The sequence below is a fragment of the Pacificibacter sp. AS14 genome (assembly GCF_038899935.1).
In the GTDB taxonomy this organism is placed as follows: Bacteria; Pseudomonadota; Alphaproteobacteria; order Rhodobacterales; family Rhodobacteraceae; genus Celeribacter.
In genome coordinates this window covers 99,825-126,645 of sequence record NZ_JBBMQI010000009.1, presented here as the reverse complement: position 1 = coordinate 126,645, position 26,821 = coordinate 99,825, and the positions used below count along the sequence as shown (strand labels likewise).

Genomic DNA, 26,821 nt, shown 5'->3' with positions numbered 1-26,821 from the left:
TGGTACGGTACTTCATTTAAAACACTCCATCTCTTCCTAAAGATTAAAGTGTTGCGCCGACCAGTTGAGGCCACCGCGGAAACCGGACCTTGTTCTCTGGTCCAGAAAGTCCAGAGGAGGCCGGTGCAGTAGTATATAAATCCAAAAAATTCGATACCGCTCGCGTTGGTTGGGAACGGGCGATGCGTGCTTTCTGGATCACCTAATAAAACTTCACGGGCGCTCATTTCCGCTGTCGTCTGGCGTATCTTCATCGACAGCCTTTTGCCAATCAGCCATGTCACGTTCCCATCGCTCATGATCATCCCCGTAGTCTTCGTGGAACGGAGGGGCGGGAATGTCTTCTGGGTGAAATTTATAACGGGTGACTATCTTCGCAAAATCACGGATTACTCTGGGGTGCATTCTGGCGAAGCCGTGAAGGTCATCAAGCGCATGTAGTCGGACGACCTTGTAACGGTCTTCCATGGTCATTTTGGGGTATTTCAAAGCCAAAAATTTCAGTACCACGATGGCCTCGTCAACTACCACTTGAGTTGCCTTGCCGCTACGGAGTGCTGGACGACCCAAAAGGATCTCATTGAGGTCGCCTCCCGTCAGGATCGCCAGCTGAGCGATTGCAGGTGAGGGCACGGCACGATGTCCTTGCTCATAAGCGTAATAAGTTCGTGGAGTTACATCCAGGAGCTCGGCCATTTGTTGCTTGGTAATTCCTAGCCGTTGCCGATATTTGCGCAGATTTTCATGTATCGCCTCCTCTGGAGCAAACCGCCTCAGAGCTTCTTCCTTATCAAGACGTTCCTCTTCCTGACGTTCGTCGTAGGCCTTTTCTTCTGGTGATCGGGTGTCGAGCGGGAATTTAAACGATCGCGGCATGCTTCCTCCTATTCATACCGGAACAATATTTCCGATTATTTCGCGTCTTTCAAGTACAGAGTGACATGCCGCCAGTAGTGCCACATAGTTGTAAGAACTTGCAGGATCACGAGGGATAGATGTCAGAGTTGCTTTCAAAAGGACGGACCCCAGAAGCTTGGAGCGAAACTCTTCTCAGCCATGGGGTCCATGTGTCACCACGCCTTATTCGATCCAAAGCGCGGCTCAGCGGGCAATTCTATAAACTCGGACGACTGATGCTTTTGACCCCTGCTCAGATGGAAGGGTTGCTCGAACCAGAGGAACACGAACACGATGCCGTTAAAGAGCGAAAGGACTGAAAATGAAACAAGCATTCATTCCAGTCGATTGGGGGGCTGCCCTGTGCCGTGCCGAAGCTGCACGATATTGCGGTCATTCCCCGGGGGATTTCGACAAACTTGTAAACAGTGGAATTTGTCCGCCTGCACCTTGTAAGCCAACTGTGACTAGGAGTGCGTAAATGAACACATCTCGTAACCATGATTGCGAAAGCCCCTCTGACGCCGCATCGCGTCTCGGGTGGCCCTTGGCACGAGTGCGCCGTTTGATCCGCAGAAAAGAGGTGCGCCACATAAAGGTTGGCGGCATCTATCTACTGCCGGCGGGTGCAGCCGAAGAGTATTTGGACGCCAAAACGGTCGAACTAGAATTCAAATCCTCGCCATAAAAAAGGCGTTATCTGATGTCGCGCTTTACACCACTTGCAGCGAAAGAGAGTACAGCGGCACAGTTGCTCGACATGTCCGTTCGTGAATTCAGAGCAGGCGTGGAATCAGGCCATTTGCCGGAAGCAAAGATTATCGCCGGGGAGAAACGATGGGACACCAAGCTTTTAGAGCTTATTGTCTCTGGCGAGCTTGTTGACGGACACGAGGAAATCTCGTGGTAACTCGCAAGAAATACCTATGGCAGCATCCGAGTGGGCGTTGGTATGTTCGCAAAGACGGGAAATACTATCGTATTTATGCTGAAGAAGGCACACCTGAATTTGACGAAGAGTATTGGGAGATACGGCGGGGAAAGCGCCATGAATCCAAGCGTTCCTGGTCAGTACTGATCGAAGAGTTTCGTCATTCACAAAAGTGGGCCGGTTACGAGCCGCGTTACCGAGAAGACCTGGAAAAGTCCTTCATTTATCTAAACAAAAAGATTGGCAAGCGAGACGTTGCGAGGCTCACCGCCGCCGATATCTATAAAGCGATGGACAAGAATGCCCATCGTGTCAATTTCGCTAATTACATCCCTGTAGCAGTTACCCTGTTGGCGAAACTAGCGAGGCGGAAAGGTTGGCTTCACGAAAATCCAGCCGCTGGAATCGAACGCCTGCGAGTTCCTGACGAAAGAAAAAAACCTCATATTCCCTGGACAGATGCTGCAGTGGAAACCTGGCGAAACAACGCTAGTGAATTGCCAATGCTCATATTTGAGCTCGGGGTAGGGACGGTACAGCGTCCAGGAGACTTAAATGGTTTCACTTGGTTGCATTACAAAGACAAAAACCTCGATTTGACTCAAAACAAGACTGGAGTGGAGCTTCAACTTCCCTGCACACCAAATCTTATTGCTCAACTCGACCGTTTGAAAGCTGCAATTGGCGAAAAAGCTAAGCCGGATCGTCCAATATTGGCCAACGAAGACGGTTCACCGATGAGTTATTATAAGATCGCTCGCGTTATGCGCGCCGAGCGCGGGCGTCTTGGGGTGTTGGCTCATGATTTACACGCCATGCGCTATCGCGGTGTTATGGAGTTAGCCTGGGCTGGCTGCGATGACGATGAGATTATGAGCTATAGCGGTCACAAAACTAAGAAAATGGTGATTAAGTATGCGGGTTTTGCACGTCAAGTCATGCGCGCAAAAACTGCTGCTGAAAAGAGAAAGCTGTGGGAGCAGCTATTGAACGAAACGAGCACAAAGCAGGAAACTGATACTGGAGGTGATACCCTATGAGTAAAGAAAATTGTAACCCATTGATTTTATTGGAGGCGAGTAGGAGAATCGAACTCCTGTACACGGATTTGCAATCCGCTGCGTAACCACTCCGCCAACTCGCCTCTTCGTGGTTGAGCGGGGTTTATACCAAGGATGCGGGGGCTGCAAGACGCCAAATGTATGATATTCGCGTGTTGCCGTATGTCTTGTGATATGGCAATAACGCAAGAGACTCCTATGTGAACGAAAGAGTTCAGCTCATGACAGATTTTGTAAAACTTCGTACCATGATGGTCGACACTCAAGTGCGGCCCTCTGATGTAACCAAATTCCCAATCATTGAAGCCATGTTGACCGTGGCCCGCGAAAATTTTGTGCCCACAGCACAACGTGCCGCGGCTTACGTTGGAGAACATGTATCGCTCGGCAATGGTCGTGTGGCGCTTGATCCACGCGTCTTGGCTAAGATGTTGGATGCGCTCAATATTCAGTGCGACGAGTTGGTTCTCGATATCGGCACAGGCCTTGGCTATTCCTCGGCTGTGATCGCCCGCATGGCGCAGGCTGTGATCGCTGTTGAAGAAAACGAGACATTTGCGCAAGACGCAGCATCGGCTTTGTCTGACGCTGGCGCTGACAATGTTGTCGTTGAAACGGCGGCTTTGACTGTTGGTGCGCCGCAACACGGACCCTACGATGTTGTCGTGTTGCAAGGGGCCGTCGAGACGATTCCTGCCGAAATTTTAAGCCAAGTCAAAGAAGGTGGGCGCATTTGTGCAATTTTCTTAGACGGACCTCTTGGAATTGCACGTATAGGGTACAAGTCAAACGGTAACATCACTTGGCGTCTGGCATTTAACGCCACAGCTCCGGTGCTTCCGGGGTTTGAGGCAGATCGCGTATTCGCGCTTTGATATTGGTCTGGGCAGGTCAAAGAGCCGCCCTATTTAACATATGAGGCAGACACATGAGACTTGGCATTAAACGAACACTCGCAGCCAGTTTTTTGGCGATTGGGGCGGTCTTGAGCCCCATGGCCTTGTCTGCTGAAACTCTGGGCGATGCTTTGGCGTCGGCCTATAAAAACTCTGGCCTGTTGGAACAAAACCGTGCCAACCTGCGTGCGACGGATGAAGGTGTTGCCTCTGCTTTGGCGAGTATGCGTCCGACATTTGCGTATTCTGCGTATTCCACTTACAGCGACGAGACTTGGACCGATGTACTGAAGTTTACCGCATCCATGGAACTGTTTACGTTTGGATCAAACAAGCTTAGCGTTGACGCGGCCAAGGAAACTGTTTTGGCCACGCGTGCGAGCCTTGTGTCTATTGAGCAAGATATTCTGTCTGATGCCGTCACGGCCTATATGGATGTGCGCTACAATGATGCCCAAGCAAACCTGCGCGCCAATTCCCTGCGCTTGATGCAGCAAAATTTGAAGGCTGCCCAAGATCGTTTCGAAGTCGGCGAAATCACCCGTACAGAAGTCAGTCAAGTCGAAGCCCAATTGGCCTCAGCGCGTGCCGAGCTTGCTGTGGCTCAAGGTCAAGTGTCTGCTGCGCGTGAAGTTTATAAGGTTGCGATTGGCAACTACCCTTCAAACTTGTCCAGCCCGCCCAGCGTGAGCTACCCCGCCAAAACGGTCGATGAGGCGGTACAAATCGCGACACGTACCCACCCATCGATTAAGGCCTTGCAGCATCGTATCACGGCCACTGATTTGGCTGTTGAGATAGCTGAGCGCGGCTTACTTCCAACGCTATCGCTCAGTGCCAACAAATACATTACTGATTCGAGTTCTTTATCGGATAGCGCAACCATCACCGCGAGCGGTACGATTTATGCTGGAGGACAACTGTCTTCGTCTATTCGTACGGCCGTAGCCAACCGTGACAGCGCGAGAGCATCACTTCTTACAACCACACGTCAGATTGAACAAGGCGTGCGCACTGCATGGTCTATGTTGTCTGTGTACGATGCATCGTCTAAGGCCTCGGATGCCTCGGTTAATGCACAACGTGTTGCCTATCAAGGCGTGAAAGAAGAAGCTGAACTTGGCGCGTCCACCACGTTGGACGTATTGGAAGCCGAACAAGATTTGCTGGACGCTCAAGTGTCAGCCATTCAAGCGCGAATCAATCGTGAGGCGGGTATCTATACTTTACTCAATGCTATGGGTTTGATGACCGTTGATCATCTCAAGTTGAATGTGCCTGTCTATGATCCAGCAGCCTACTACAACGCTGTGAAATCCGCTCCGACGCGTCAGATTAGCGCCGAGGGTGCAAAATTAGACCGTGTTTTGGAATCTTTAGGCCGCAAATAAGCTTTTGCACCCCTCATAAAGGAATCCGCTTGGGGCGCACTCGGGCGGATTTTCTATTTGTTGTGTGTCGCACAGAAGCTGGCTACCATAGGCGGTAGCACAACGAGGGAGTCGGGATGTCTGATCCAATGACAAATATGGGCGCGGATGACGTGCTCGCGTCTATTCGCAGATTGGTTTCGGAAACCTACGATCCGCAGCTGCGCAAACAGTCGCAGGCTAAGGCGCCTGAACGGTTTGTGTTGTCGCCTGATTTGCGTGTGATTGATGGGAGCTCGACACCTTTTTCATCTCTCGTTGAAGATCAAGAGACAGAGGATGTCTTTTCTGCCTCCGACGACCAATCCCCTTTGGTGCTTGAGCCTGAAAACGCCACACATATTCCAGCCCCCAAATCTGAGGTGGTCCAAGAAGCGCTTCCAAAGGACAGCAGCGAAATTTCTGTCGATTCTGAAATCGCTCTCACAGATGATTTTACGTCTGCGCAAGAGATTTTGGGGGATACAAGTGATGTGACTGACGACGTCGCCGCACAAGCTGAGCCAGAGCAGGAAGTCCAGCCAGAGTTGGAAGCTCAGCCTAAACCAGAAAGTGGGAACTCGATCGTCGCAGATGCAGTCCATGCCGCACAGGTGTTGATGCAAGATGTTGACAGTGAAGAGCAAGACGCTGAGTGGTCCTCTGCCTATGACGACACTCCAAATTCACAGGTAGCAGATCACGCGGCTGGTTTGTCGCTTGAAGAACGCATCGCTGAACTTGAAAGTGCTGTAGAAACTCGGTCGAATGACTGGGATGCGGGCGGATACGATGACGACGATGAAGACGCCCCTCAGGTGTTCCCGCAAGCTTTGGTGAATTCTACGGCCCGCGTGTTAAATTTTCGCAATGCAGATTTCGACAAATTGGCAGAAGCTGCTGAAACCAAATCGCAAGTGGAGCGCCAAGAAGAAGTTGCCGCTGACATCGAGGCGTCCGAGGCAGACGCAGCCGAGACAGACGCAGCCGTCGCGCAAAGCGCCTCTGTTGAGGACGTTCATGTTGTCGCTGAAGCTGTTGAACCTGAACCGAAGATTATCGAACCCAAGGGTGCGCCAAACCCATCTTCTTCTGTGCCGCCGCTGAAAGTTGTTCTAGACGCATTAGATGATGATGATGATGACTTGGCGCTTGCGGGATACGAGGATGACGAGGTGCTCGACGAAGAGGCCTTGCGCGATATGATCGCCGCTGTGATCCGCGAAGAGTTGCAAGGTGCTTTGGGCGAACGGATCACCAGTAACGTGCGCCGTTTGGTGCGACGCGAAGTTCAACGTGCTTTGACCCTGCGCGAATTCGAATAATCAAACCTTTTCGGCCAGCTTGATGAGCGTGTCGAGGTCCAAATGGGCCTCAATATGCTTGGCCAATGCATCCAAAGTATCGTCGACACCAGCCTCGAAATTGCCCTGCGGTGCATCCAAACCAAAGGCTGCGAGATAGTTGTGGCGAAAGCTGTCTGAGGCAAACAGCCCGTGCAAATAACAGCCTTTGACACGCCCCGACCTTGACTGTGCACCCTCAGGGCGGCCTTCAACCTCAAGCCAAGCGCGCTCACAGTCCACGCCCGTTGTACGCCCGATGTGAATTTCATAAGCATTCAAAGCAGCGCCCGTCGCGATGTCGCGCGCTGAGACCTCGGCCAGACGTTTGTCGCCTGTCATCACGGTTTGCACGTCCAAAAGCCCAAGGCCTGCCACGCGCCCCGCCGTGCCTTCAATCCCGTCTGGATCATCGATCCAAGTGCCAAGCATTTGATATCCACCGCAAATTCCCAAAACACGACCGCCGCGACGGACATGACCTAATATGTCGATGTCCCAACCTTGCGCCCGCAAATAGGCCAGATCCCCGATGGTGGATTTCGTGCCAGGCAGCAAGATAACATCGGCATCAGCGGGCAAGGGGCGGCCCGCCTCGACGATCTCGATGGTGACATTTGGCTCGGACGCCAACGGATCAAGATCATCGAAATTTGCAATGCGTGACAAGCGCGGCACAACGATTTTGATGTGACCATCGCCGCTTGATGCGATGTCCATGATGTCTTCGGCGGGCAACCTATGCGCATCCGCAAACCATGGGATCGTGCCGAGATCGGCCCATCCCGTCATATCTGCTATGGATTTGGCCCCATCTTTGAACAAGCTGACATCACCGCGAAACTTGTTGACGGCAAAGGCTTTGATCCGGTCTCTGTCCGCAAGGGGAAGCACCGCATGGGTGCCCACAAGCTGTGCTATGACGCCGCCACGATCAATGTCACCGATCAGCACCACAGGCACATGTGCGGCCTCGGCAAAGCCCATATTGGCGATGTCTCCGTCGCGCAGATTGATTTCGGCGGGACTGCCGGCACCCTCGATGATCACAAAATCCACGCCAGTCGCCAGACGGTGAAAGCTGTCCAAAACAGCGGGCAACAATGTCGCTTTCATCTGACCATAGTCGCGTGCTTTCACAGTCGCGACACGGCGTCCGTGTACAACCACTTGCGCGCCCACATCTGTTTCGGGCTTTAGCAAGACGGGGTTCATATCAGTGTGCGGGGCAAGGCCACAGGCGCGTGCTTGCAGGGCTTGGGCGCGGCCGATTTCACCACCATCGGATGTGACGGCAGCGTTGTTGGACATGTTTTGCGGTTTGAATGGCGCGACAGTGTAACCACGCTGACACAGCGCACGCGCGATGCCCGCAACCAACATGGATTTTCCCACATTGGAGCCAGCCCCTTGGATCATAATCGCTCGCGCCATACGTACCTCTTTTGTTAAGCGCTGTTCTAAAACGAATTGCGGCGCGGGCAAAGCTCAGTCGTCATCTGGTCCGCGTCTTTTCACATCTTTGCAAGGCGTGCCGTCCAAGTGGTGATAGAAATGCGGGGATGCTGTATCGACCATCAGATCAAGCCCCGGATAAAACGCGCGCTCATTGGTGATGCGCGATCCGACTTCCAAGATCACGACGTCTTTATCGGTACGGTTTTGCAAACAGTGGCCAACTTCAACGCCTGCCTTGAAGCCAGCGCAGTCTCCAGGGGCAAGCTGTTCTTCTGTGTCGCCATAGATCAGCGTGGGATTACCTTCGATGATGTAGACAAATTCGTCTTCGCGCTCATGCCAATGGGGCAGGGCAGACCAAGTGTTTGGCCCAAGTCGCGTGATGTTGACCCCGAACTGATCCAAGCCCACCGCATCCCCCAGCGCCCGTTTTTCGCGGGCTTTGGTGTTTTGGTGATGGGGCGGCGGATAGAGTGTGCCGATTTTTTTTGGCACATTTTCTATATCGATTTTACCGCCTTTGTGGGATCGGGTCATAACATTGCCTCTCTACTGATCGGATGGAATGACGTCAGTATGGGGCAAAGCTAGGCCTGCGTAAAACGAAAGACGCGCCCGAGTTTCCCGAGGCGCGTCTTTAGTAAGAAATGGCAGTTTCTCTAATGAATTAAGCAGCTTCCGCTTGCTGAGCGTTGCGGCGTTCGCTTTCTTCACGTGAAAGAGCAACCGATGTGCGGATGCCCTTAGATACGAATTCCATCAAGCCAGACACAACCCGTTCGTTTGGATCAATGCCAGCGCATGACAAAACTTCGCGCCCATCACGAGACCGTGCCCAACGGGCGATCTGTTCAGGGCCATTGCCGTATTTCTTGTTATCGGCGATCGCGTCATCCAAAGCAGCAAGAACAACAGCAGCAAAAAGTTTGCGTGCGCGCTGGCCTTGTTCATAATTGAATGCGGAGCCGTCAACGAAATCAGCCATGGTTTATCCTTGTTTTATTGGTCTTGTCTTTTCGGCGTGAGGTGCCTTATGACAGGTTCGTGACGATTCGGATACACTGTATTTGCATACCTGCTATGCGTCAGGTGGTTAACTTGCAACCCACGCGAACCTATATCCGCGCCTTGCGCCACTCAGACTGTCCAGATATAGGATGGATAAATCTTTTTTCAACCTAAGCGCGGGTGTGCACATGCCAAAAATCAACGGTAACGAAATCCGTCCCGGAAACACTCTTGAACATGAGAATGGTTTGTGGGTCGCAGTCAAAGTCGATCACGTAAAGCCGGGTAAAGGCGGCGCGTTTGCGCAAGTCGAAATGAAAAACCTGCGCGATGGTCGTAAGTTGAACGAACGTTTCCGTTCTGCCGATAAAGTCGAACGCGTGCGTCTTGAGCAAAAAGACCAGCAATTTTTGTATGAATCAGACGGTATGCTCGTATTCATGGACACAGAAACATACGAACAGGTTGAGCTGCCTGCAGATTTGCTTGGCGATCGTCGCCCATTCTTGCAAGATGGCATGACTGTTGTGATCGAATACTACGACGTTGAAGCGCTTAACGTGACTGTGCCACAAAAAGTGACCTGCAAAATTGTTGAGACCGAGCCTGTGGTCAAAGGTCAAACCGCCGCCAATTCATTCAAACCAGCGATTTTGGACAATGGCGTTAAAGTCATGGTGCCGCCCTTCGTGGCACAAGACGAGATGATCGTCGTCAACACAGAATCCATGGAATACTCAGAGCGCGCCTGAACGTAAAACAGTATAAGCTTTACATGTTTTAAAGGTCGCCTTTGGGCGGCCTTTTGCGTTTAATTGCGCTGCATACAAGGAACCCGCTATGTCCCATTCCACTCAAAGTCCCGATGGCAAGACACGCTGCAACTGGGCGCATGCTGCCCCAGATTTTCCGTTCTATCAGGTCTATCACGACACTGAATGGGGCTTTGTGCAGGATGACGATCAGCGCTTATTTGAAAAGCTGTGTTTGGAGGGGTTTCAATCGGGTCTAAGCTGGCGGACGATTTTGGCCAAGCGCGACAATTTTCGTGCGGCGTTTGATGATTTTGATTTTCACAAGATCGCGCAATACACTGATGAAGATGTGGAACGCTTGGTGCTTGATGCGGGCATCATTCGCCACCGTGGCAAAATCGTTGCTACCATCAATAACGCAAAACGTGCGATTGAAATGGTCGCAAGCGAGGGATCATTGGCCGCATATATTTGGCGGTTTGAACCCAGCGCTGAAGAGCTTGCGGGCCTAGAGTATCCCGCTGCCACATCGCCCTCATCTGTCGCTTTGTCCAAAGACTTGAAAAAACGCGGTTGGAAATTTGTCGGTCCTACAACGATGTATGCCTTTATGCAGTCGATGGGTTTGGTCAACGACCACACGCCCGACTGTCATTGCTATGCCGCCTGTGCGGCCCGTCGCGCGGGTTTTACCCGTCCCAAGTGACCTGCGCGTCACCTGCGGTCATCGACCCACGCGCGCGATCAAATCGTAAGTATGCGATGGCCTTGCCGCCGCTTTGAGTGAACAGGGCGCCTGCCTCTTTGCCGTCTTGCGTGATAAGCGGCGTGCCAATTGGGGCCGTGCCAGTTATGCTTACCGTACTTAGCCCTTTTCGCAGCTCGGTTTTGTGTTTCATCCGTGCGGTGATCTCTTGGCCGACATAGCAGCCTTTGCGAAAATCTACACCGTTAAGCCGCTCGAACCCCGCCTCCAATAGATATGTGTCAGGTGTCAGCTCGATGCCTGTTTCGGGGACACAGTGCAGAACACGCAAGGCGTCCCAATCCACATCCTCAGACGCACGCCCATCATAGGCGCGCCACCCTAATGCTGCATCACGCGGATCGGCAAAGGCCCCCTCAGGTGCCTCTCCTAGGCCACGTGACACTGTCAGGCCGGTCATATCAAGCGTCACATTCGAGCGCATTTTGTACATGGTTAGGCGTTTGAGCAAAGCTGCCGCCTCTGATGCTGCCACATCGATCAGCATCGTCTCGCCATGGGGGATTACAAAAAAGTCCACCATGAACTTGCCCTGCGGCGTCAAAAGGGCGGCGTAGACTGCGGTGTCGTCAAGTTTGCTCACATCATTGGACACAAGACCTTGCAAAAACTTGATCCGATCTGGACCTGACAGAGCGATTACGTTGCGGGCTTGAGGCTCAGTGTTCGAGGAGGGCGCGTTCGGGGACAGGGTGTTCATGTGCATTCCTTTGTTCATGGCGATCATATAGGTGTTTGGGCCAAAGACACCAGTGGCCGATCTGCAAAGGGGCATCACAATGCGCGCACCGATATCAATCATTATCCCGACGCTCAATGCAGCGTCCAGTTTGCCTGACACTTTGGCGCGGGTGATGGAGGGGCTGAACGCCGGTGTGGTGCGCGAATTGGTGATTTCGGACGGTGGATCGGCTGATGATGTTGAGGCATTGGCGGGCGAAGTCGGAGCCACATTTATCAGCGGCCCGGCTGGACGCGGCGGGCAATTGGCACGCGGTGCGGATGCCGCCCAAGGCGATTGGCTTTTGTTTTTACATGCCGATACATGGTTGCCCGAAGGCTGGTCAGACGCCGCCTTGCAACACATTCAAACGGATCAGGGCGCGCTGGTGTTCTCGCTCTCGTTTCGCAGTACGGGCATCATGCCCAAGCTTACAAGTGCTTGGGCCAATCTGCGCAGCCGTGTGTTCAGCTTGCCTTACGGCGATCAAGCCTTGCTAATCTCGCGCAGCTTATACGGCGAAATCGGGGGCTATCCCGATCAGCCCTTGATGGAAGACGTGGCCATCGCGCGCACCCTAAAAGGCCAAATCACAGTCAGCCCGCTTTGCGTCCAAACAGACGCGACACGCTACCAAATAAACGGCTGGTTAACCCAAGGGGCGCGGAATCAGTGGCGCTTGCTGCGCTATCTACTTGGCGCGCGTCCCGAGCAGCTACACCGCGGCTATCGGTGATGGTTTTTCCCTCGGAATATTGCAACCGGTACAGGTCGGCATAAAGCCCGCCGCGCGCGAGCAATTCATCATGGGTGCCTTGATCAACCACTTGGCCGTGATCCATCACCACGATTTTATGGGCGCTGCGAATGGTCGAAAGGCGGTGCGCGATGACCAAGGTTGTGCGTCCCTTTGACAACTGCTCTAGCGCTTCTTGCACGATCTTCTCAGATTGGGCGTCCAAGGCCGATGTCGCCTCATCCAGCAACAAAATCGGACGATCCCGCAACACGGCACGGGCAATTGCAACCCGCTGGCGTTGCCCACCAGACAGCGCAGATCCACGTGGCCCCGCAAGCGTGTCCAAACCTTGGTCCAGCCCATTGACAAAGTCGCTGACATGGGCTGCATCCATCGCTGCTTTGAGGGCGGCGTCATCGATTTCTTGGCCCATGGTGATGTTGTCACGGATGGTTTCGTCGAACAGCAACGCATCTTGCGACACCACTGAATAGAGCCCGCGCAACTCAGCCAGCGCCAAGTCTTGGCAATTTGTGCCACCCAAAGTGATCGCGCCAGATTGCACATCGGCCAATCGAGTCAACAGGCTAAAGATCGTTGATTTGCCTGCCCCCGATGCGCCAACCAAGGCTGTGGTTTCGCCAGCTTTGGCCGTGAAACTGGTGCCGCGCAGCACAGGTGCATCGGTGTAGGAAAACACCACATCATCAAGCTGCACATCGGCTTGCTGGGCTGGGCAGGGCAAGGGTTTCGGTGCCGTTGGGTCAATGATCGTTGGCTTTTGCATGAACACTTCGTGCAGGCGTTCAATCGGTGCCATGGCTTGCTGCCAAATGCCCGCAGACATGCCCAAACGGCGTGCAGGATCGATCAGCAATCCTATCGCGGTGAAAAACGACATGAATTCGCCGATGGATTTGTCGCCATTGATGATCTGACCGCCGCCGTAATACAGCACAGCGCAAAACCCGATCCCTGCGATCAAATCCACCAGCGCAGGCATGGCGGCTTGGCCGCGTACAGCGCGTAATTCAGAACGCACAAAGGCGTTGATGGCAGTCATAAAACGATTGGTTTCGCGCGCTTCTGTGCCTGATAGCTTGATGGATGTGGTGCCGTGGTACACTTCATCCAACCGATTGGACACCAAAGACGAGGTTTCGCGGGCTTGATAAGACGTGCGGCGTACCAAGGTTTGCAGTGATGAAATCGGCCAGACCAACAACGGCGTTGCCGACAGAACAATCAGCGTCCAGACCCAATCCGTGTACAATGCCACGGCCAGCAAGGAAATCAATCCGACAACATCACGCCCCAAAGATGTGAAAAGCTGTCCCCACAAAACTGACACTTGTTGACTGTCTCCACGTGTGCGCTCGATCAAAACACCGGGGGGATATTTGTGGAAAAACGGACCATCCAAGGTCAAAACATGGCGCACAAGGTCGGTTTGAACCCGCGCCGAAGTGCGTTGCTGGGCGATGGCCATCAAAATACGCTGCGCGAAAGAAGAAATGGCGCGTATTGCGAAAACCCCCAAGATCGTCAAAGCCACCCAAGTGATCGATGACGTGCTGCCAGCTGACAAAATTGTATCAAACATCGGCTTGATCAAATAGCTCAACGCCCCAAGCATCATGCCTTCAACCGCCATAAAGCCAAAAGCGCCCAAAAGAGCCGGCGTAGATTGGCGCAAATAACCCGCCCAAAACCAACTCATCAATGTCTTAGTTGATTTTGGCTGTCGCTGTAATGTATCGCTCATTCAAGATCCTGACAGTAAAAGGCGTTTCGCCAATCGCACCTGCGGTTTTGGTCTAGCCGCAGTGCGCGATGTTTACACAATTACGAGTGTTTCCAAAGAGGCTTAAAGCTCTGCGCGATCGCCTTTTGGTCAAAATGGATCTCGAACCACTCGCGGATCGGCATATCACCTAGACGTATGATATCAGCCTCATAACAGTCCAATAGGTGATCTAGAATACCGGTTTTGGTGCTTTTCAAATGCGCGAAACGCCAATGCAGCTGTTTGCGTGCTTCGCTCAGCGGGGCCCCTTTGACGTGCAAAAGATAAAGGGCCGAGACCAACCCTGCGCGATCAGCCCCTGATTTACAATGCAACAAAAACGGTGGCTTCAGCTGGTCCAGTCGATCCAAAACACGCAAATATGCCTCTTTAGACGCCAAGCTGCGCGCGCTTAAGTTTTCTGTTACCAAAGTGATGCCGTGTTCTTCGCAAGCCTGTTTTTCCAACAGCATAAAGCTGATCGGATTGTTCGCGTTGCCGCGCAACGACAGGATCGTTTTGATCCCCATTTTTTTGTACTTTTCGACGCGCTTGGGCGAAGGTTGGTTCGAGCGCCAAACTCCAGGTGCAATTTCATATAGGTTTTGCCACAGGCCCCGCAAAAATGCGTGGTCAAACAATTGGAAATGCCAATACGCCAATCTGCGTGTCTGCGGCGTTGAAACATCGTTGCCAAACGTGCCGACGCGCCCGTATTCAAGGTCTTTGAAACGTTCTTTAAGAGTCTTTGACATTTTGCCTCATGTGGAAAATCCAGTCTGCGCTGTGTATCTTTTATCGGTCTCTCTCGCAAGTCGCTGCATTTTCGCACTTTTGCCTCAGATTATCGCAATTTTCGGGTCGACCCTACGTCAATCTTGCTGCGCCAATTGTGCCGATTGACCAAAAAAAATCTGTAGGTTAACGCTAGATGTCTCATTATCTAAGGTTTGCTTATGTCACTTTCAAATGGTCGCCATTACCTCGCTATTCCAGGCCCATCTGTTCTGCCGGACGCTGTTTTGCAAGCTATGCAACGCCCTGCGCCAAATATTTATACAGGCGAACTGGTTGACTTGACCCATGGTCTTATCCCCGATCTTAAAAAAATAGCGCGCACCCAACATCATGTGGCGATGTATATTTCCAACGGGCATGGGGTCTGGGAAGCTTCTTTGACCAATATGATTTCGCGCGGCGACACGGTTTTGGCCTGTTTGTCTGGCGCCTTTGGTGAAGGCTGGGCCGATGTGGCTGAAAAGCTTGGAGCTAAAGTACAGCGTTTGGATTTTGGCAAAACCATTGCGATTGATCCGGCAAAAGTCGAGCAGGCTTTGCGTGCTGATACGGATCACAGCATCAAAGTCGTGCTTGTCACGCATGTCGATACGGCAACATCGTTGCGCAATGATATCAAGGCTATACGGGCCGCGATCGATGCCACAGGCCACCCAGCACTTTATGCTGTGGACTGTGTGGCCTCTATGGGCTGCGAGACGTTTGAGATGGATGCTTGGGGCGTTGATGTTGCTATTGCCGCCTCGCAGAAGGGGCTGATGACTCCAGCAGGAATGGGTTTTGTTTGGGCCTCAGACAAGGCGCTTGCTGTCGGGCAAACGTCTGATATGCGCACGCCGTATTGGGATTGGAATCTGCGTACAGATCCCACGCATCTTTATGAATTCTTTGGCGGCACGCCACCCACACAACATTTGTATGCCCTGCGCACAGCGGTGGATATGATGATGGATGAGGGCATGGAAAACATCTGGAACCGTCATGCGGTTTTGGCAGGGGCGTACTGGGCGGCTGTGGACGCTTGGGGGCAGGGGGGCGATTTGACCTTGAACGTCGCTGATCCCGCGCAACGCTCGCATGCTGTCACGGCCTTGAAACTGACCGAGCCCGATGGCACGCGGTTGCGCGACTGGTTGACCGAACACATGGGCGTTACGCTTGGCATTCCATTGGGTATGGCCGCTTGGGATGCGCCGGAATGGCACGGTTATTTCCGGATCGGCCATATGGGGCATTTGAATGCGCAGATGGTTTTGGGTGTGATCGGCGCGATTGAAACGGGTTTTATCGCCTTAGGCATCCCACACGGAACGGGTGGCGTCACTGCCGCCACGCAGTTTTTGGCCAGTCAGGTTGGGACTGTGACCACGCCCGCCGAAGCCGGCGGGTGCTGTAGCGGTTAAGTTTTGCCGATTTGGTCGAACGCGTCCTGCAAAGCCAAGGGCAGGCGCTCGGCCAAAATATCCAACTCATGCGGCAAGCCCACTGAGATGCGAATGCAGCGGTCCAGTGGCGCTGCCCCCGGCATCCGCACGAACACGCCCCGCGCACTGAGTGCGGACAAAACAGCTCGGGCGAAATTGCCATCACGTCCACAATCAATCGTGACAAAATTGGTGGCAGAGGGCAACGGATTCAAACCATTGTCTTGCGCGATTTGTGCAATTCGGGCGCGGGTTTGATCGACTTTTTTAAGGGTCTCAGATAGATACTCATGGTCTTGCAAGGCGGCCGAAGCACCAGCTTGCGCGATGCGGTTCACACCGAAATGATTGCGGATTTTGTCAAAGCCGCTGATGATCTCGGGGTGTGAAATGCCATAGCCAATTCGTGCCCCTGCAAGTCCATAAGCTTTTGAAAAGGTACGGAACCGGATCACGTGCTTGTCTGTTGTATCTAGCTCGGGTGTAGAGTTCTCAGGCGCAAATTCTGCATAGGCCTCGTCCAGCACCAACAGGCAGCCGTCAGGCACAGCATCGATCATGGCTTGCACTGTAAGTGCGTCATGCACGCTGCCCATGGGATTGTTCGGATTGGATAAGTACACAAGTTTCGCGCCAACCTCATGTGCCTTGGCGATCAAGGCTTTAGGGTCTTCAAAGTCGCCTTTATAGGCCACCTTGTGCAACACGCCGCCGACACCCGCCACGTGGTAGTTGAACGTCGGGTACGACCCGTCAGAGGTCACCACAGCTTCACCGCTGCCCACATAAAGTCGCACCAAAATGCCCAGAAGCCCGTCAATGCCTTCGCCGATGGTCAGGGCCTCAGGCGCGATGTTCAGATGTGCGGCCAATTCAGAGCGCAGCGGTTCATTTTCGGGTACGCCGTATTTCCAAATACCGCTAAGCGCATCCGTCATCGCGGTGATGGCTTTGGGCGAGGGGCCAAAAGACAGCTCGTTCGCGCCAAGACGTGCGGCAAACGCGACACCGCGTTCAGATTCAATGCGCTCAGGCGCGATAAAGGGAATGGTCGAGGGCAGCGATGCTGCAAGCGGGGTGAGGCGTGTATCTGTCATATCCAATATCTGCCCCAAGTTGACAGCGCGGACAAGCGGTCATGGCCCAGACTGCAAACAAGACTGCAAAAACGGGCGCAGATTTCGCTGCGCCCGTTTTGTCATGTCATTTAGCAGGTGTTCAGCCGATTTCTGCTAGGCGGGCGAGGGCGGCTTTGAGTTTGCCTTCTTCCTCTTCGCGCGCCGCCAGATTGGCTTGGGCTTCGGCCACAACATCTGCTGGGGCAGAGGCTGCGAATTTCGGATTGTTCAAACGTCCGCGCAAACCGCCCAGTTCTTTGGCCAGTTTTTGCATGGTTTTCTCAAGCCGTGCTTTTTCTTCTGCAATATCAATCACACCCGCAAGCGGCAGCGCAAAGGTGCCGCCCTCGACCGGAATGGTGATCGCGCCTTTGGGCATCGGGCCAACAGACAGGCTGTCGATGCGCGCGAGTTTCATGATCAGGGCCTCATTATTAGCCCAAGCTGTCTTGCCTGCTTCGTCCAAATCGACCTGCACCATGGGGATTTTCAGACCCGCTGGCACGTGCACTTCGGCGCGGCTTGATCGGATGCTTTCGATCAAAGTGATCACCCAGTTCATCTCAATATCCGCTGCCGCATCCACCAATTCAGGGCCATATGTTGGCCAGTCGGTGACGGCCAAAAGCCCGCGATCTGTTTGAACGGTGCCCCAAAGCTCTTCGGTGATGAACGGCATAAACGGGTGCAGCATGATCAAAGCCTGATCCAGCGCCCAGCCCATGGTTTGACGTGTTTCTGCCAAGACGGCTTCGTCTTCGGCAAACAACAAGGGTTTCGCCAATTCCACGTACCAGTCACAGAACTTGCCCCAAACAAAGCCGTAAAGCGCATGGGCCGCATCGTTGAAACGGTATGCGGCGATGGCCTCGTCCACCTCGGCGCGCACTTTCGCGGTCTCGCCGATGATCCATTTGTTCACTGTTGCCTCAGGTGTAGGCATTACAGATGGGTCATAGACCTCGAACACTTGGTTCATTTCGGCAAAGCGCGCGGCGTTCCAGATCTTGGTGCCAAAGTTGCGATACCCTTTGATGCGCTCCTCAGAGAGTTTCAAAACCCCGCCTATAGCGGCCATAGAGGCATTGGTGAACCGCAGCGCATCGGCACCGTATTCGTCAATGATTTCCAAGGGATCAATCACATTTCCCGTGGTCTTGGACATTTTCTTGCCCTTCTCATCACGCACGAGCTGGTGCAGGTAAATGGTGTGGAATGGCACTTCGTCCACCACAGCCAATTGCATCATCATCATCCGCGCAACCCAGAAGAACAGAATGTCTTGGCCGGTGACCAACACGTCTGTTGAAAAGTATTTCGAGGTGTCTTCGTCCCATTCAGGCCAACCGAGTGTGCCGATGGGCCAGAGGCCAGAGGAGAACCAAGTGTCCAAAACGTCAGGGTCGCGGAACATGGGCACTTCCATTGGGCCTTCAAAGGATCTGATTTCGCCTTCATTTTTGGTGTCCATCAGCTTGATCTGTTCGGCCAATACCTCTGTCGCTTCTTGCATGTCTGCAACAATGCGAAAATCGGTGCCATCAACGGACTGAAGTTTCGCTTTTTCAACAGCTTCCGCTTCAGTTGCTGCACAAATAGGATACCAGTCGTCTTTGCCTGGAATGTACCAAACCGGAATCTGGTGCCCCCACCACAATTGACGCGAGATACACCATGGCTCGATATTCTCAAGCCAGTGGTTGTAAACCTTGCGCCCTGAATCAGGGATGATCTTGGTCTTGCCGCTTTGAATGGCTTCCAGCGCTGGCGCGACGATTTTTTCTGCATCCACAAACCATTGGTCGGTCAACATCGGCTCGATCACGACTTTGGACCGATCCCCGAATGGCTGCATCACAGGCTTGTTTTCAACGTAAGGGACGATTTCTGAGACTTCTGTCTCAACGCCCTCATCGTCTTTCACCGTTTTGGTGACGGTGATCATGACGGCCAAACCAGCATTGGTGATGTCGTCGATCACAGCTTTGCGCGCCTCAAACCGATCCATGCCACGGTATTTTTCGGGCACAAGGTTCATCTCGTCGATTTCAACCTCGGTGGCCGCAGCACCTGTTGCGATTTCGCGGGCACGGTCGACGCAAGCTTCATAGCTGTCACCATCGTCACGCATAGCACCCTTGCGATCCATCAAACGGTACATCGGCAAGTTGCAGCGTTTGGCAACTTGGTAATCGTTGAAATCATGGGCACCAGTGATTTTCACCGCACCAGAGCCGAAATCCTTGTCAGGGTATTCATCGGTGACAATCGGGATCAAACGATTACATAGCGGCAGATGCACCATTTTGCCCACGATAGGCGCGTAACGCTCATCAGATGGGTGCACAGCAACAGCGCCATCTCCCAGCATGGTTTCAGGGCGGGTGGTGGCGATAGAAATATAATCGCGAGTCTCGCGCAGGGTCACGTTGCCGTCTTCGTCTTTTTCAACGTATTCGTAAGTGTCACCACCCGCGAGCTTGTATTTGAAATGCCACATGTGGCCAGCGACCTCGATGTTCTCGACTTCCAAATCAGAGATCGCAGTCTCGAAATGAGGATCCCAGTTGGTCAGGCGTTTACCGCGATAGATCAGGCCTTTGGAATGCATCTCGACAAAGACTTTGATCACGGCGTCGTGGAAATTGCCCTCTTCGCCCGCAGGCGCATTTGGCGCGCCAGACATGGTAAAGGCGTTGCGCGACCAATCGCAGGAATTGCCCAAGCGTTTCATTTGCCCGATAATTGTCGTTCCGTATTGGCCTTTCCAATCCCACACGCGGGATAGAAACTCATCACGACCTAAATCGGCGCGTTTCTTGCCTTCCTCAGCCATGAGTTTTTTTTCGACCTGCAACTGCGTCGCGATGCCTGCGTGGTCTTGGCCGGGCTGCCACAGAGTGTCAAAGCCGCGCATCCGGTGCCAACGCACCATGATGTCTTGCAATGTGTGGTTAAACGCATGGCCGACGTGCAAAGCGCCCGTCACATTGGGCGGGGGCAGCATGATGGTAAAGGTTTCCTCGCGCGAGGCATTGGCACCAGCTTTGAAAGCCCCTGCCTTTTCCCAGCCGCTATAAATCCGCGTTTCCGCTGTTTTCGCGTCAAAAACTTTGTCCATGGTCATGATAAGCCGCCTAATACGTCATTCCTGTTGCGCGATATGTACCGTGCAGCCACGGCAAGGGAAAGGGTGAAACCCTCGGATGTTGGCCCACCTTGTGGACATTTTCGTGGCACTTCAGAGCATTTGTCGCTCACCTGCGCTTTGGCGCTTCGGAAAACCTGCAGTGTTTCGGTCAAAAATGCGGATCAGAGCGCGGATCAGAGCAAAGATAACTAGGTCGCGTTTTCGAGTGTCAAAGCCAATAGACCGTGCCCTGAAATGGCCACTTGGAGGACTTTAAAAATTGACGGTGACTTAAGGTTTTGGACCTAAAAGAAAACCTGCGATAGGAGACACGCGACATGGGCGATTGGCGAACACATCTGGATCGAGAAATCGATCGCATGGTGAAAAGCCCGCAATACAGCGGGATTACGATTTCCGCATATCGGCAGTCAGATGGATCGCATTATAATTTTGATGCGGGGCAGTTGTACGCACGCACGCCCTTTTTCGCGACGTCCATGGTGAAACTCTATGTGGTGGCCATTTTGATGCAACTGCGTGATGAGGGTAAAGTGGCTTTTGATACGCCGTTTAAGTCCTACTTGCCAAATTCCAATTTATGGGTCGAAATCCACGTCAAAGACGCCATGGATTATACTGGTATCATCACCATCCGGCATCTCATGTCACAAACCTCTGGGCTTGGTGACTTTTTCGTATATCGCAACCGTGCCAGAGCGCTGCAACACGCCCTCGCGGATGGGGTCGACACGTCTTGGACGTTTGAAGATGTGATTTTACGCACACGATCTCATGGTGCAATTGAAGCCCCAGGGGCCTCATCCAAGGCACTTTATACTGACAGCAATTTTCATATTCTGGGTAAGGTGATTGAAGCGCTCGAGCAAAAGAGCTTTTCGCAGGTGGTTGAAGACCGCATCACGCGGCCTCTTGGGCTGACAGCAACTTACATTTACAATGATCCGTCTGACACGCGGCCTGCTAATTTTATGTCCAAAACGCGTGAAGTCGTGGTGCCACGTGCCATGGCGTCTTTCCAAGCTGATGCTGGTTTGGTGACAACCTCGCGCGAAGGGTTGATCTTTTTACGCAGCTTTTTCGAGGGGTATTTGTTCGAACGCCGTCGTATCCGTGATTTGTTCGACTGGAAGCCTTTGCATAGGCCCATTGATTACGGTCTTGGTGTGATGCGTGTTGATGCATCGCGCTTGGTGGCGCTCAAGTTTCGTCTTAAAGAACCTTGGTCGTGGGGGCGAAAACTGCCTACAGTCTATGGCCATTTTGGGTTCGGGGGGAGTTTTGCATTCTACGCGCCTGAACTCCAAATTTACGCTGCTGGCACAACCAACCAGCTTGCAGACCCTGCGCGCTCAGTTGCTCTGGCTCTTCGCGTGATTGAGGCCATCTCTCGTGGTGAAGTCGAGCCCTTTGAAGCACATGAAGCGGTCGAGGAGGATCTGGTACATCACGGCGCCGAATAACGTGCCGGAGAGCCCTAAATCGATCGGTCAAATTTGACGCTGAGATGGATCAGGCTTTCGATGTCTTGAACGCCCGTGGTCGAGGCAATTTGTTCCAAGGCTTGATCAATGTCTTCGGTGGTGCCACAGGCTATTTGTGCAATTAAATCAACACGACCTGTGGATGTTGCCACCATTTCCACATCGGGAATTCCTTTGAGTTTCCCGACGACACCTGCCGATGTTCGCGGTTCGCAATACACCAGCACAGTGGCCTTGATCCGCCGCGCCAAAGCGACGTCCCCCAATTTGATCGTATAACCCGCAATCGTGCCGTTGGTTTCCAGCTTTTCCAATCGTGCCTGTACGGTAGAGCGCGCCACCTTGAAGCGCCGCGCCAAACGCGAGACTGAGGTTGATGAATCAGTGGCCATCGCCGCCAGTATTTTTTGATCCAAATCGTCCACAAATCATCCCTTCGGTAAACGAATTCCATGCACATCTCGTAAGTGACATCAGAGATATAGCATTTTAACCGCAATAGCTTACAAATTAACGTATAATATGTACATTTCAACTCTTTTTTTCGGTGAAATGACACGTCATATACGGCTTAATGTTTTCAGGATCAAAGGGCAGCGGCGACGCTTGCACCTGGCCTGGTTTGGATTAACGCGTAAGCGCATTCCCAACCGGACACCCCGGGTAAGATAGTGGCTGCAACTGTTGGTGAGGATACGCTGATGGGGCTTTCGAAAACACTGTGGGCATCGCCTGCGGACTACCTTCGTACACATTCGCCGGAGCATCCGGTTATGTTTTTTTCTCCTGAAACGCTTCAGGCATGCGCCCATGAATTCTTGAACGGATTCCCAGGTCTTGTAACCTATGCGGTTAAAGCAAATCCAGACGAAGAGGTTCTGATCAACCTCATTGCCGCGGGTATCCGTGGTTTTGATGTCGCCTCTCCTGTGGAAATGGACACCATCGCGCGTTTGGCGCCTGATGCCGCGATGCATTACAACAACCCTGTGCGTTCGCGTACTGAGATCAAGCATGCTGTTGCGCTGGGCGTGAAGTCCTATTCCGTCGACAGCCATTCTGAACTGGTCAAGCTGGGCCAATTGGTGCCTGCGGATGGTGTTGAAATCGCCGTGCGCTTCAAGCTGCCTGTTGAAGGGGCTGCCTATAACTTTGGCGCCAAATTTGGCGCGACGGTTGAAAAGGCGATTGAGCTGGTGACTTTGGCAGATCAGCTTGGTTTTGACGTCTCGCTCAATTTCCACCCCGGTACACAATGTACCGATCCGAAAGCTTGGGAAACCTACATCTTTACTGCGGCCGAGATTGCCCGCGTGACAGACGTGCATATCCACCGTTTGAACGTTGGTGGTGGCTTCCCGTCGCACCGCTTGAACGATGTCTTGCCACAGCTGTCCGCGACTTTCGCCTTGATCGACCGCGTCACTGACGAGGCTTTTGGCGATGCGCGCCCTGCGTTAATTTGCGAACCCGGCCGAGCGCTTGTGGCGGAAAGCTTTGCGCTTGTGACCCGCGTGAAAGCCATTCGCGATGATGCGCATGTGTTCTTGAATGACGGCATTTACGGTGGCTTGTCTGAGTTGCACTTGGTCGGCGTCATCGATCGCATCGAAGCTTATGGTCCGTTTGGCAATCGCCGTATGGGCAACCCTGTGTTGCGCACCGTTTTCGGTCCGACATGTGATAGCACTGACAAATTGCCGTCTGAGTTGGGCTTTCCAAAGGATATGGAAGAAGAAGATCACGTGGTTTTCGCGGGCTGTGGTGCCTATTCACTTGCGACGGCTACGCGGTTTAACGGGTTTGGCAACATCACAGTCGAGACGGTGCAAAACCTCGTGAAACCCGACTACTTGTAAGACGCGCGCTACGATCAAGTCTGATTTTCGGCTTCAAAACCTATTGCCTTTTACACGGCCGCTTTGCCCGCTAGTCTGTGGAAAAGCGGCCGTTTTGGTTTTAGGGAGTGCACAGTGAGACAGTGCGGAATATGTCAGAAAATTAGGGGTTTGAAAGACAGGTTTTGTCCGACGGATCTTGATATTGAGGCGCGTGATGTGCTGTTTGATGTCATAACCTTTGGTGGTTTTATAAAAGGTGATGCGCGTGCGGCACCGTAAAAGTCTATTCGGTCGCCTGCGGCACCTTATTGAATTCAAGAGAAAAGTCACCACGTCGGAGTCCGTGCATGGGCGCGGCCCCATCACCCATGTCATCATCATGGACGGCACGCTGTCGTCTTTGGACGAGGGATATGAGACCAACGCAGGTTTGACGTTTAAGTTGTGTTGTGATGTTGCCGATATAGGCCCTGACAGCGCGAATATGCTTGTGCGCTATGAGGCGGGCATTCAGTGGGACAGTTTCGCTGATACCATGGATGTCGTTGAAGGGCGCGGTATCAACGAACAGATCAAACGGGTTTACGGCGGGCTTGCGTCGCGCTATCGCGCCGGTGATAAGATTTTCCTGTTTGGCTATTCGCGCGGCGCTTATGCTGTGCGGTCCTTGGCGGGGTTCATTGATCAAGTGGGCCTTTTGGAACGTCATGCCGCGACAGAGCGCAATATCAAAACCGCCTATCGCCACTATCAGTCTGATCCGGATACAGATGCCGCGCGTTTCTTTGCCGCCAAGCATTGCCACAAAGATGTGGTCATAGACATGCTGGGGGTGTGGGATACAGTGGCGGCTGTGGGTGTGCATTTCCCTGTGCTGTGGCGATTTTCGCGGGTCTTTCATGAGTTTCGCGACCTTAGGCCACCACGTTGTGCGCGCAAATCCTATCATGCTTTGGCCTATCACGAGCGCCGCCGTGCCTATGCGCCGGTGATGTTCGAGACCAACCCCAATTCGGATCAGGTGCTGCAACAGATGTGGTTTCCAGGCTCGCACAGCGATGTCGGCGGGCAGTTGTCTGGGCATAATCCCGAACGCAAACTGTCGAACGCGACGCTGGTGTGGATGCTGGATAAGGCGGAACAAGCGGGGCTGGAGCTACCCAAAGGGTGGCGCAGGCGCTTTTTGTCCGATCCGCATGGGCGGTCTATTGGTATGAGCAAAGGCTGGGGCAAATTCTTCTGGTTGCGTGTCAAACGCACTGTTGGCCGTGACCCGTCTGAGGTGATTCATCCGGCGGTGAAACGTTAGACACACGCCGTTTCCAGCGCGCGTTTTAGGGGCTTTCACGTTGCGCCTGCAAGCTTAGGCCGTGGTTACACCCAAATTGGTGCAGACAGCTTTGGACAGATTTGGCTTGTTGAGCGTGTAAAAATGCAAATCGTCGACGCCGCCAGCAATCAGTTCTTCACACATTTCAGTGGCCAAATCGATGGACAGCTGATCTGCGTTATCGCCAGCTTTCGCATAAAGATCATCCAGATGCGCAGGCACAGGCGTGCCGCAGGATTGAGCGAATTTTTTCACGCCGTTCCAGCTGTTGATTGGCAAGATGCCGGGCAGAATTGTACCGGTGATGCCCGTGGCAATTGCGCGATCACGGAAGCGGAAGAACGTGTCAGGGTCAAAAAAGAACTGCGTGATAGCGCTGTCTGCACCGGCATCAAACTTGCGTTTGAGGAATTTCACATCTGCGTTCTCGTCCGCGGCCTCAGGGTGCGGATCAGGGTAGGCGCCCACGCGCAGCTTGAATTTGCCAGTTTCTGACAGGGCCTCGATCAGCTCAATTGAGTTGGCGAAACCTTCAGGGTGAGGGGTGAAACCGCCCGCACCTTTTGGGGGGTCGCCGCGCAGTGCCACGATTTCAGAAACACCCGCCGCCGCATAAGCATCGGCAATGGCCAGCGTTTCGGCTTTCGTCGCATCGACACAAGTGAGATGGGCCGCAACGTTTAAACCGAATTTCTTGTGCAGCAATTCCACAGCTTCATGGGTCAGGGTACGGGTGGTGCCGCCTGCGCCATAAGTGACAGAGACAAAGCCGGGCTTCAGATCATGCAGCGCATTGACCGTTTCAAACAGACCAAAAGTGGCCGCCATGTTCTTTGGAGGAAAGAACTCGAAGGAAATATTTGGCGTTTTGGTCATGGCAGTCGTCCTTATGTGTTTGATCGTCTTGTGTCACGTCCCGCCATGTGAGACAAATTCATAGTTCTCAACACTATTATGAATGGCGCTCACATATGCACTTGGAATTTCGCCACCTGCGCACCATCAAAGCGATCTTTGAAGAAGGCGGGCTGGCGCGCGCTGCTGATAGTTTGAACATCACCCAATCTGCGTTGTCGCATCAAGTCAAAGGGCTTGAAGATCAAGCGGGGGTGGAATTGTTTGTGCGTCGCTCTAAGCCATTGAAACTGTCTGCCGCGGGTATGAAATTGCTGCGGCTGGCGGAAGATGTGTTGCCACGGATCGAGGCGATCGAGGCCGAATTCAAAGGCATCGAAGATGGCACCAAAGGGCGTTTACACATCGCCATTGAATGTCACGCCTGTTTCGACTGGCTGATGCCGGTGCTCAATCAGTTTCGCAAAGCTTGGCCCGATGTGGACGTGGACATTCGGTTGCGGCTTGCCTTTGGCGCCATGACGGCCTTGGAAAAAGAACAGGTCGATTTGGTGATCTCAAGCGATCCTGATGTGCCCACAGGCGTCACTTACGTGCCCTTATTTGACTATTCGCCGATGTTTGTCTGCTCTAGCAAAAATCATCTGGCCACGCGGGATTTTGTCGACGCGGAAGATTTTGCCGACCAGACCTTGTTCACCTATCCCATGGACCGTGCCCGTTTGGATGTGTTCAAAGAATTGTTAACGCCTGCGGGTGTATCGCCTGCGCATGTGCGCCAAGTGGAACTGACGGATGTGATCATGATGTTGGTTGCGTCAAACCGCGGTGTAGCCGTTCTGCCTGATTGGGTGATGCGTGATGCGCGCGACAATGACGAATATGCGGTTTTGCCGCTCACAGCCACGGGCAAAACGCGGCGCTTATATGCGGCTGTGCGCGATGACGACGTGTCCAAACCCTATATGGCGCATCTGATCCGCATCGCCAAAACCGAAGCCGTGAAACTGCAACGTGGTTAAGTCACATGGTTTGAACCTGTAACCCTGT

General features: G+C 53.1%; 26 protein-coding genes, 1 tRNA gene and 1 pseudogene. 15 read left to right on the top strand and 13 right to left on the bottom strand.

What is annotated here, in order from left to right:
* Together WNY38_RS10825 and WNY38_RS10820 are read right to left on the bottom strand one after the other, a co-directional pair.
* Positions 1–227, bottom strand: a 227-nt coding sequence (locus WNY38_RS10825; protein WP_342857347.1) for a hypothetical protein, incomplete at its 3' end; no start/stop codon positions are given.
* Positions 214–876 carry a helix-turn-helix transcriptional regulator gene (locus tag WNY38_RS10820; RefSeq protein ID WP_342857346.1) on the bottom strand — a complete coding sequence of 221 codons (663 nt, stop codon included), beginning with the start codon at positions 874–876 and terminating at the stop codon, positions 214–216. The genes WNY38_RS10825 and WNY38_RS10820, both read right to left, overlap by 14 nt.
* 119 nt (positions 877–995) lie before the next feature.
* On the opposite strand from WNY38_RS10820, the gene WNY38_RS10815 reads away from it, so the two are divergent.
* The 4 genes from WNY38_RS10815 to WNY38_RS10800 all read left to right on the top strand — a co-directional run bounded on the left by WNY38_RS10815 (position 996) and on the right by WNY38_RS10800 (position 2,868).
* Entirely contained in the window at positions 996–1,217 is a 222-nt protein-coding gene (locus tag WNY38_RS10815) for a hypothetical protein (RefSeq protein WP_342857345.1), read from the top strand.
* 161 nt (positions 1,218–1,378) lie between these two features.
* The gene (locus tag WNY38_RS10810) at positions 1,379–1,585 is read left to right on the top strand and encodes a hypothetical protein (RefSeq protein WP_342857344.1); all 207 of its coding nucleotides are present in this window, start codon (positions 1,379–1,381) and stop codon (positions 1,583–1,585) included.
* A 15-nt stretch (positions 1,586–1,600) separates the two neighbouring features.
* The gene (locus WNY38_RS10805) at positions 1,601–1,807 is read left to right on the top strand and encodes a hypothetical protein (RefSeq protein WP_342857343.1); all 207 of its coding nucleotides are present in this window, start codon (positions 1,601–1,603) and stop codon (positions 1,805–1,807) included.
* Complete coding sequence (locus WNY38_RS10800) at positions 1,801–2,868, top strand: tyrosine-type recombinase/integrase (RefSeq protein ID WP_342857342.1); 1,068 nt, start codon at positions 1,801–1,803, stop codon at positions 2,866–2,868. Before WNY38_RS10805 ends, WNY38_RS10800 begins: the two co-directional genes overlap by 7 nt.
* Before the next feature lie 30 nt (positions 2,869–2,898).
* Here WNY38_RS10800 and WNY38_RS10795 read toward each other — a convergent pair.
* Positions 2,899–2,972 (bottom strand) — tRNA-Cys (locus WNY38_RS10795).
* Between the two features lie 138 nt (positions 2,973–3,110).
* Between WNY38_RS10795 and WNY38_RS10790 the strand changes: the two genes are divergently transcribed.
* The 3 genes from WNY38_RS10790 (at position 3,111) to WNY38_RS10780 (ending at position 6,519) form a co-directional block, all read left to right on the top strand.
* Positions 3,111–3,764: a protein-L-isoaspartate O-methyltransferase gene (locus tag WNY38_RS10790; RefSeq protein WP_342857341.1), complete on the top strand. Its 654-nt coding sequence runs from the start codon at positions 3,111–3,113 to the stop codon at positions 3,762–3,764.
* Between the two features lie 53 nt (positions 3,765–3,817).
* Positions 3,818–5,176 carry a TolC family outer membrane protein gene (locus WNY38_RS10785; protein ID WP_342857340.1) on the top strand — a complete coding sequence of 453 codons (1,359 nt, stop codon included), beginning with the start codon at positions 3,818–3,820 and terminating at the stop codon, positions 5,174–5,176.
* A gap of 116 nt (positions 5,177–5,292) precedes the next feature.
* Positions 5,293–6,519, top strand: a complete 1,227-nt coding sequence (locus tag WNY38_RS10780) for a hypothetical protein (protein WP_342857339.1) — start codon at positions 5,293–5,295, stop codon at positions 6,517–6,519.
* On the opposite strand, the gene WNY38_RS10775 is transcribed toward WNY38_RS10780, so the two are convergent.
* The 3 genes from WNY38_RS10775 to WNY38_RS10765 form a co-directional block, all read right to left on the bottom strand.
* A complete protein-coding gene (locus WNY38_RS10775; protein WP_342857338.1) occupies positions 6,520–7,971 on the bottom strand; it encodes a cobyric acid synthase in 1,452 nt (483 codons plus the stop codon).
* Positions 7,972–8,025: 54 nt separating this feature from the next.
* Complete coding sequence (locus WNY38_RS10770; RefSeq protein ID WP_342857337.1) at positions 8,026–8,532, bottom strand: cupin domain-containing protein; 507 nt, start codon at positions 8,530–8,532, stop codon at positions 8,026–8,028.
* 130 nt (positions 8,533–8,662) lie between these two features.
* Positions 8,663–8,980 carry a DUF6280 family protein gene (locus WNY38_RS10765; RefSeq protein ID WP_342857336.1) on the bottom strand — a complete coding sequence of 106 codons (318 nt, stop codon included), beginning with the start codon at positions 8,978–8,980 and terminating at the stop codon, positions 8,663–8,665.
* A gap of 211 nt (positions 8,981–9,191) precedes the next feature.
* Between WNY38_RS10765 and efp the strand changes: the two genes are divergently transcribed.
* Together efp and WNY38_RS10755 are read left to right on the top strand one after the other, a co-directional pair.
* Complete coding sequence (gene efp / locus WNY38_RS10760; RefSeq protein ID WP_342857335.1) at positions 9,192–9,755, top strand: elongation factor P; 564 nt, start codon at positions 9,192–9,194, stop codon at positions 9,753–9,755.
* An 88-nt stretch (positions 9,756–9,843) separates the two neighbouring features.
* Positions 9,844–10,464, top strand: a complete 621-nt coding sequence (locus tag WNY38_RS10755; RefSeq protein ID WP_342857334.1) for a DNA-3-methyladenine glycosylase I — start codon at positions 9,844–9,846, stop codon at positions 10,462–10,464.
* Here WNY38_RS10755 and WNY38_RS10750 read toward each other — a convergent pair.
* The gene (locus WNY38_RS10750) at positions 10,448–11,224 is read right to left on the bottom strand and encodes a folate-binding protein (RefSeq protein WP_342857354.1); all 777 of its coding nucleotides are present in this window, start codon (positions 11,222–11,224) and stop codon (positions 10,448–10,450) included. The two genes, WNY38_RS10755 and WNY38_RS10750, sit on opposite strands and share 17 nt — an antisense overlap.
* Before the next feature lie 79 nt (positions 11,225–11,303).
* Here WNY38_RS10750 and WNY38_RS10745 point away from each other — a divergent pair, with 79 nt between their 5' ends.
* Entirely contained in the window at positions 11,304–11,981 is a 678-nt protein-coding gene (locus WNY38_RS10745; protein WP_342857333.1) for a TIGR04283 family arsenosugar biosynthesis glycosyltransferase, read from the top strand.
* A gap of 241 nt (positions 11,982–12,222) precedes the next feature.
* Here the strand turns inward: WNY38_RS10745 and WNY38_RS10740 are convergent.
* Together WNY38_RS10740 and WNY38_RS10735 are read right to left on the bottom strand one after the other, a co-directional pair.
* Positions 12,223–13,638: pseudogene (locus WNY38_RS10740) on the bottom strand (ABC transporter ATP-binding protein); the annotation flags it as partial.
* A 191-nt stretch (positions 13,639–13,829) separates the two neighbouring features.
* Positions 13,830–14,525 carry a tyrosine-protein phosphatase gene (locus WNY38_RS10735; RefSeq protein ID WP_342857332.1) on the bottom strand — a complete coding sequence of 232 codons (696 nt, stop codon included), beginning with the start codon at positions 14,523–14,525 and terminating at the stop codon, positions 13,830–13,832.
* Between the two features lie 201 nt (positions 14,526–14,726).
* On the opposite strand from WNY38_RS10735, the gene WNY38_RS10730 reads away from it, so the two are divergent.
* The gene (locus WNY38_RS10730; protein ID WP_342857331.1) at positions 14,727–15,971 is read left to right on the top strand and encodes an aminotransferase class V-fold PLP-dependent enzyme; all 1,245 of its coding nucleotides are present in this window, start codon (positions 14,727–14,729) and stop codon (positions 15,969–15,971) included.
* Here the strand turns inward: WNY38_RS10730 and WNY38_RS10725 are convergent.
* Together WNY38_RS10725 and WNY38_RS10720 are read right to left on the bottom strand one after the other, a co-directional pair.
* A complete protein-coding gene (locus WNY38_RS10725) occupies positions 15,968–17,089 on the bottom strand; it encodes a pyridoxal phosphate-dependent aminotransferase (protein WP_342857330.1) in 1,122 nt (373 codons plus the stop codon). The genes WNY38_RS10730 and WNY38_RS10725 overlap by 4 nt on opposite strands.
* A gap of 121 nt (positions 17,090–17,210) precedes the next feature.
* Positions 17,211–20,237, bottom strand: a complete 3,027-nt coding sequence (locus tag WNY38_RS10720; RefSeq protein WP_342857329.1) for a valine--tRNA ligase — start codon at positions 20,235–20,237, stop codon at positions 17,211–17,213.
* Positions 20,238–20,578: 341 nt separating this feature from the next.
* Between WNY38_RS10720 and WNY38_RS10715 the strand changes: the two genes are divergently transcribed.
* The gene (locus tag WNY38_RS10715) at positions 20,579–21,724 is read left to right on the top strand and encodes a serine hydrolase domain-containing protein (protein ID WP_342857328.1); all 1,146 of its coding nucleotides are present in this window, start codon (positions 20,579–20,581) and stop codon (positions 21,722–21,724) included.
* A 14-nt stretch (positions 21,725–21,738) separates the two neighbouring features.
* Here the strand turns inward: WNY38_RS10715 and WNY38_RS10710 are convergent, their stop codons facing one another.
* Positions 21,739–22,170, bottom strand: coding sequence for an Lrp/AsnC family transcriptional regulator (locus tag WNY38_RS10710; protein ID WP_342857327.1), 432 nt, complete (start codon positions 22,168–22,170; stop codon positions 21,739–21,741).
* A 276-nt stretch (positions 22,171–22,446) separates the two neighbouring features.
* Between WNY38_RS10710 and WNY38_RS10705 the strand changes: the two genes are divergently transcribed.
* Together WNY38_RS10705 and WNY38_RS10700 are read left to right on the top strand one after the other, a co-directional pair.
* A complete protein-coding gene (locus WNY38_RS10705; RefSeq protein ID WP_342857326.1) occupies positions 22,447–23,604 on the top strand; it encodes a type III PLP-dependent enzyme in 1,158 nt (385 codons plus the stop codon).
* A 247-nt stretch (positions 23,605–23,851) separates the two neighbouring features.
* Positions 23,852–24,895 carry a DUF2235 domain-containing protein gene (locus WNY38_RS10700; RefSeq protein ID WP_342857325.1) on the top strand — a complete coding sequence of 348 codons (1,044 nt, stop codon included), beginning with the start codon at positions 23,852–23,854 and terminating at the stop codon, positions 24,893–24,895.
* A gap of 54 nt (positions 24,896–24,949) precedes the next feature.
* On the opposite strand, the gene metF is transcribed toward WNY38_RS10700, so the two are convergent.
* A complete protein-coding gene (metF, locus tag WNY38_RS10695; protein WP_342857324.1) occupies positions 24,950–25,792 on the bottom strand; it encodes a methylenetetrahydrofolate reductase [NAD(P)H] in 843 nt (280 codons plus the stop codon).
* A 95-nt stretch (positions 25,793–25,887) separates the two neighbouring features.
* Here metF and WNY38_RS10690 point away from each other — a divergent pair, with 95 nt between their 5' ends.
* On the top strand, positions 25,888–26,793 hold the full coding sequence (locus WNY38_RS10690) for a LysR family transcriptional regulator (RefSeq protein WP_342857323.1): 906 nt from the start codon (positions 25,888–25,890) through the stop codon (positions 26,791–26,793).
* Positions 26,794–26,821: the final 28 nt, after the last annotated feature.

Bases quoted from the DNA above. Each gene is read 5' to 3' on its own strand.
- WNY38_RS10820 (WP_342857346.1), bottom strand. From the start codon at position 876: ATGCCGCGATCGTTTAAATTCCCGCTCGACACCCGATCACCAGAAGAA.
- WNY38_RS10815 (WP_342857345.1), top strand. From the start codon at position 996: ATGTCAGAGTTGCTTTCAAAAGGACGGACCCCAGAAGCTTGGAGCGAA.
- WNY38_RS10810 (WP_342857344.1), top strand. From the start codon at position 1,379: ATGAACACATCTCGTAACCATGATTGCGAAAGCCCCTCTGACGCCGCA.
- WNY38_RS10805 (WP_342857343.1), top strand. From the start codon at position 1,601: ATGTCGCGCTTTACACCACTTGCAGCGAAAGAGAGTACAGCGGCACAG.
- WNY38_RS10790 (WP_342857341.1), top strand. From the start codon at position 3,111: ATGACAGATTTTGTAAAACTTCGTACCATGATGGTCGACACTCAAGTG.
- WNY38_RS10785 (WP_342857340.1), top strand. From the start codon at position 3,818: ATGAGACTTGGCATTAAACGAACACTCGCAGCCAGTTTTTTGGCGATT.
- WNY38_RS10780 (WP_342857339.1), top strand. From the start codon at position 5,293: ATGTCTGATCCAATGACAAATATGGGCGCGGATGACGTGCTCGCGTCT.
- WNY38_RS10775 (WP_342857338.1), bottom strand. From the start codon at position 7,971: ATGGCGCGAGCGATTATGATCCAAGGGGCTGGCTCCAATGTGGGAAAA.
- WNY38_RS10770 (WP_342857337.1), bottom strand. From the start codon at position 8,532: ATGACCCGATCCCACAAAGGCGGTAAAATCGATATAGAAAATGTGCCA.
- WNY38_RS10765 (WP_342857336.1), bottom strand. From the start codon at position 8,980: ATGGCTGATTTCGTTGACGGCTCCGCATTCAATTATGAACAAGGCCAG.
- efp (WP_342857335.1), top strand. From the start codon at position 9,192: ATGCCAAAAATCAACGGTAACGAAATCCGTCCCGGAAACACTCTTGAA.
- WNY38_RS10755 (WP_342857334.1), top strand. From the start codon at position 9,844: ATGTCCCATTCCACTCAAAGTCCCGATGGCAAGACACGCTGCAACTGG.
- WNY38_RS10750 (WP_342857354.1), bottom strand. From the start codon at position 11,224: ATGAACACCCTGTCCCCGAACGCGCCCTCCTCGAACACTGAGCCTCAA.
- WNY38_RS10745 (WP_342857333.1), top strand. From the start codon at position 11,304: ATGCGCGCACCGATATCAATCATTATCCCGACGCTCAATGCAGCGTCC.
- WNY38_RS10735 (WP_342857332.1), bottom strand. From the start codon at position 14,525: ATGTCAAAGACTCTTAAAGAACGTTTCAAAGACCTTGAATACGGGCGC.
- WNY38_RS10730 (WP_342857331.1), top strand. From the start codon at position 14,727: ATGTCACTTTCAAATGGTCGCCATTACCTCGCTATTCCAGGCCCATCT.
- WNY38_RS10725 (WP_342857330.1), bottom strand. From the start codon at position 17,089: ATGACAGATACACGCCTCACCCCGCTTGCAGCATCGCTGCCCTCGACC.
- WNY38_RS10720 (WP_342857329.1), bottom strand. From the start codon at position 20,237: ATGACCATGGACAAAGTTTTTGACGCGAAAACAGCGGAAACGCGGATT.
- WNY38_RS10715 (WP_342857328.1), top strand. From the start codon at position 20,579: ATGGGCGATTGGCGAACACATCTGGATCGAGAAATCGATCGCATGGTG.
- WNY38_RS10705 (WP_342857326.1), top strand. From the start codon at position 22,447: ATGGGGCTTTCGAAAACACTGTGGGCATCGCCTGCGGACTACCTTCGT.
- metF (WP_342857324.1), bottom strand. From the start codon at position 25,792: ATGACCAAAACGCCAAATATTTCCTTCGAGTTCTTTCCTCCAAAGAAC.
- WNY38_RS10690 (WP_342857323.1), top strand. From the start codon at position 25,888: ATGCACTTGGAATTTCGCCACCTGCGCACCATCAAAGCGATCTTTGAA.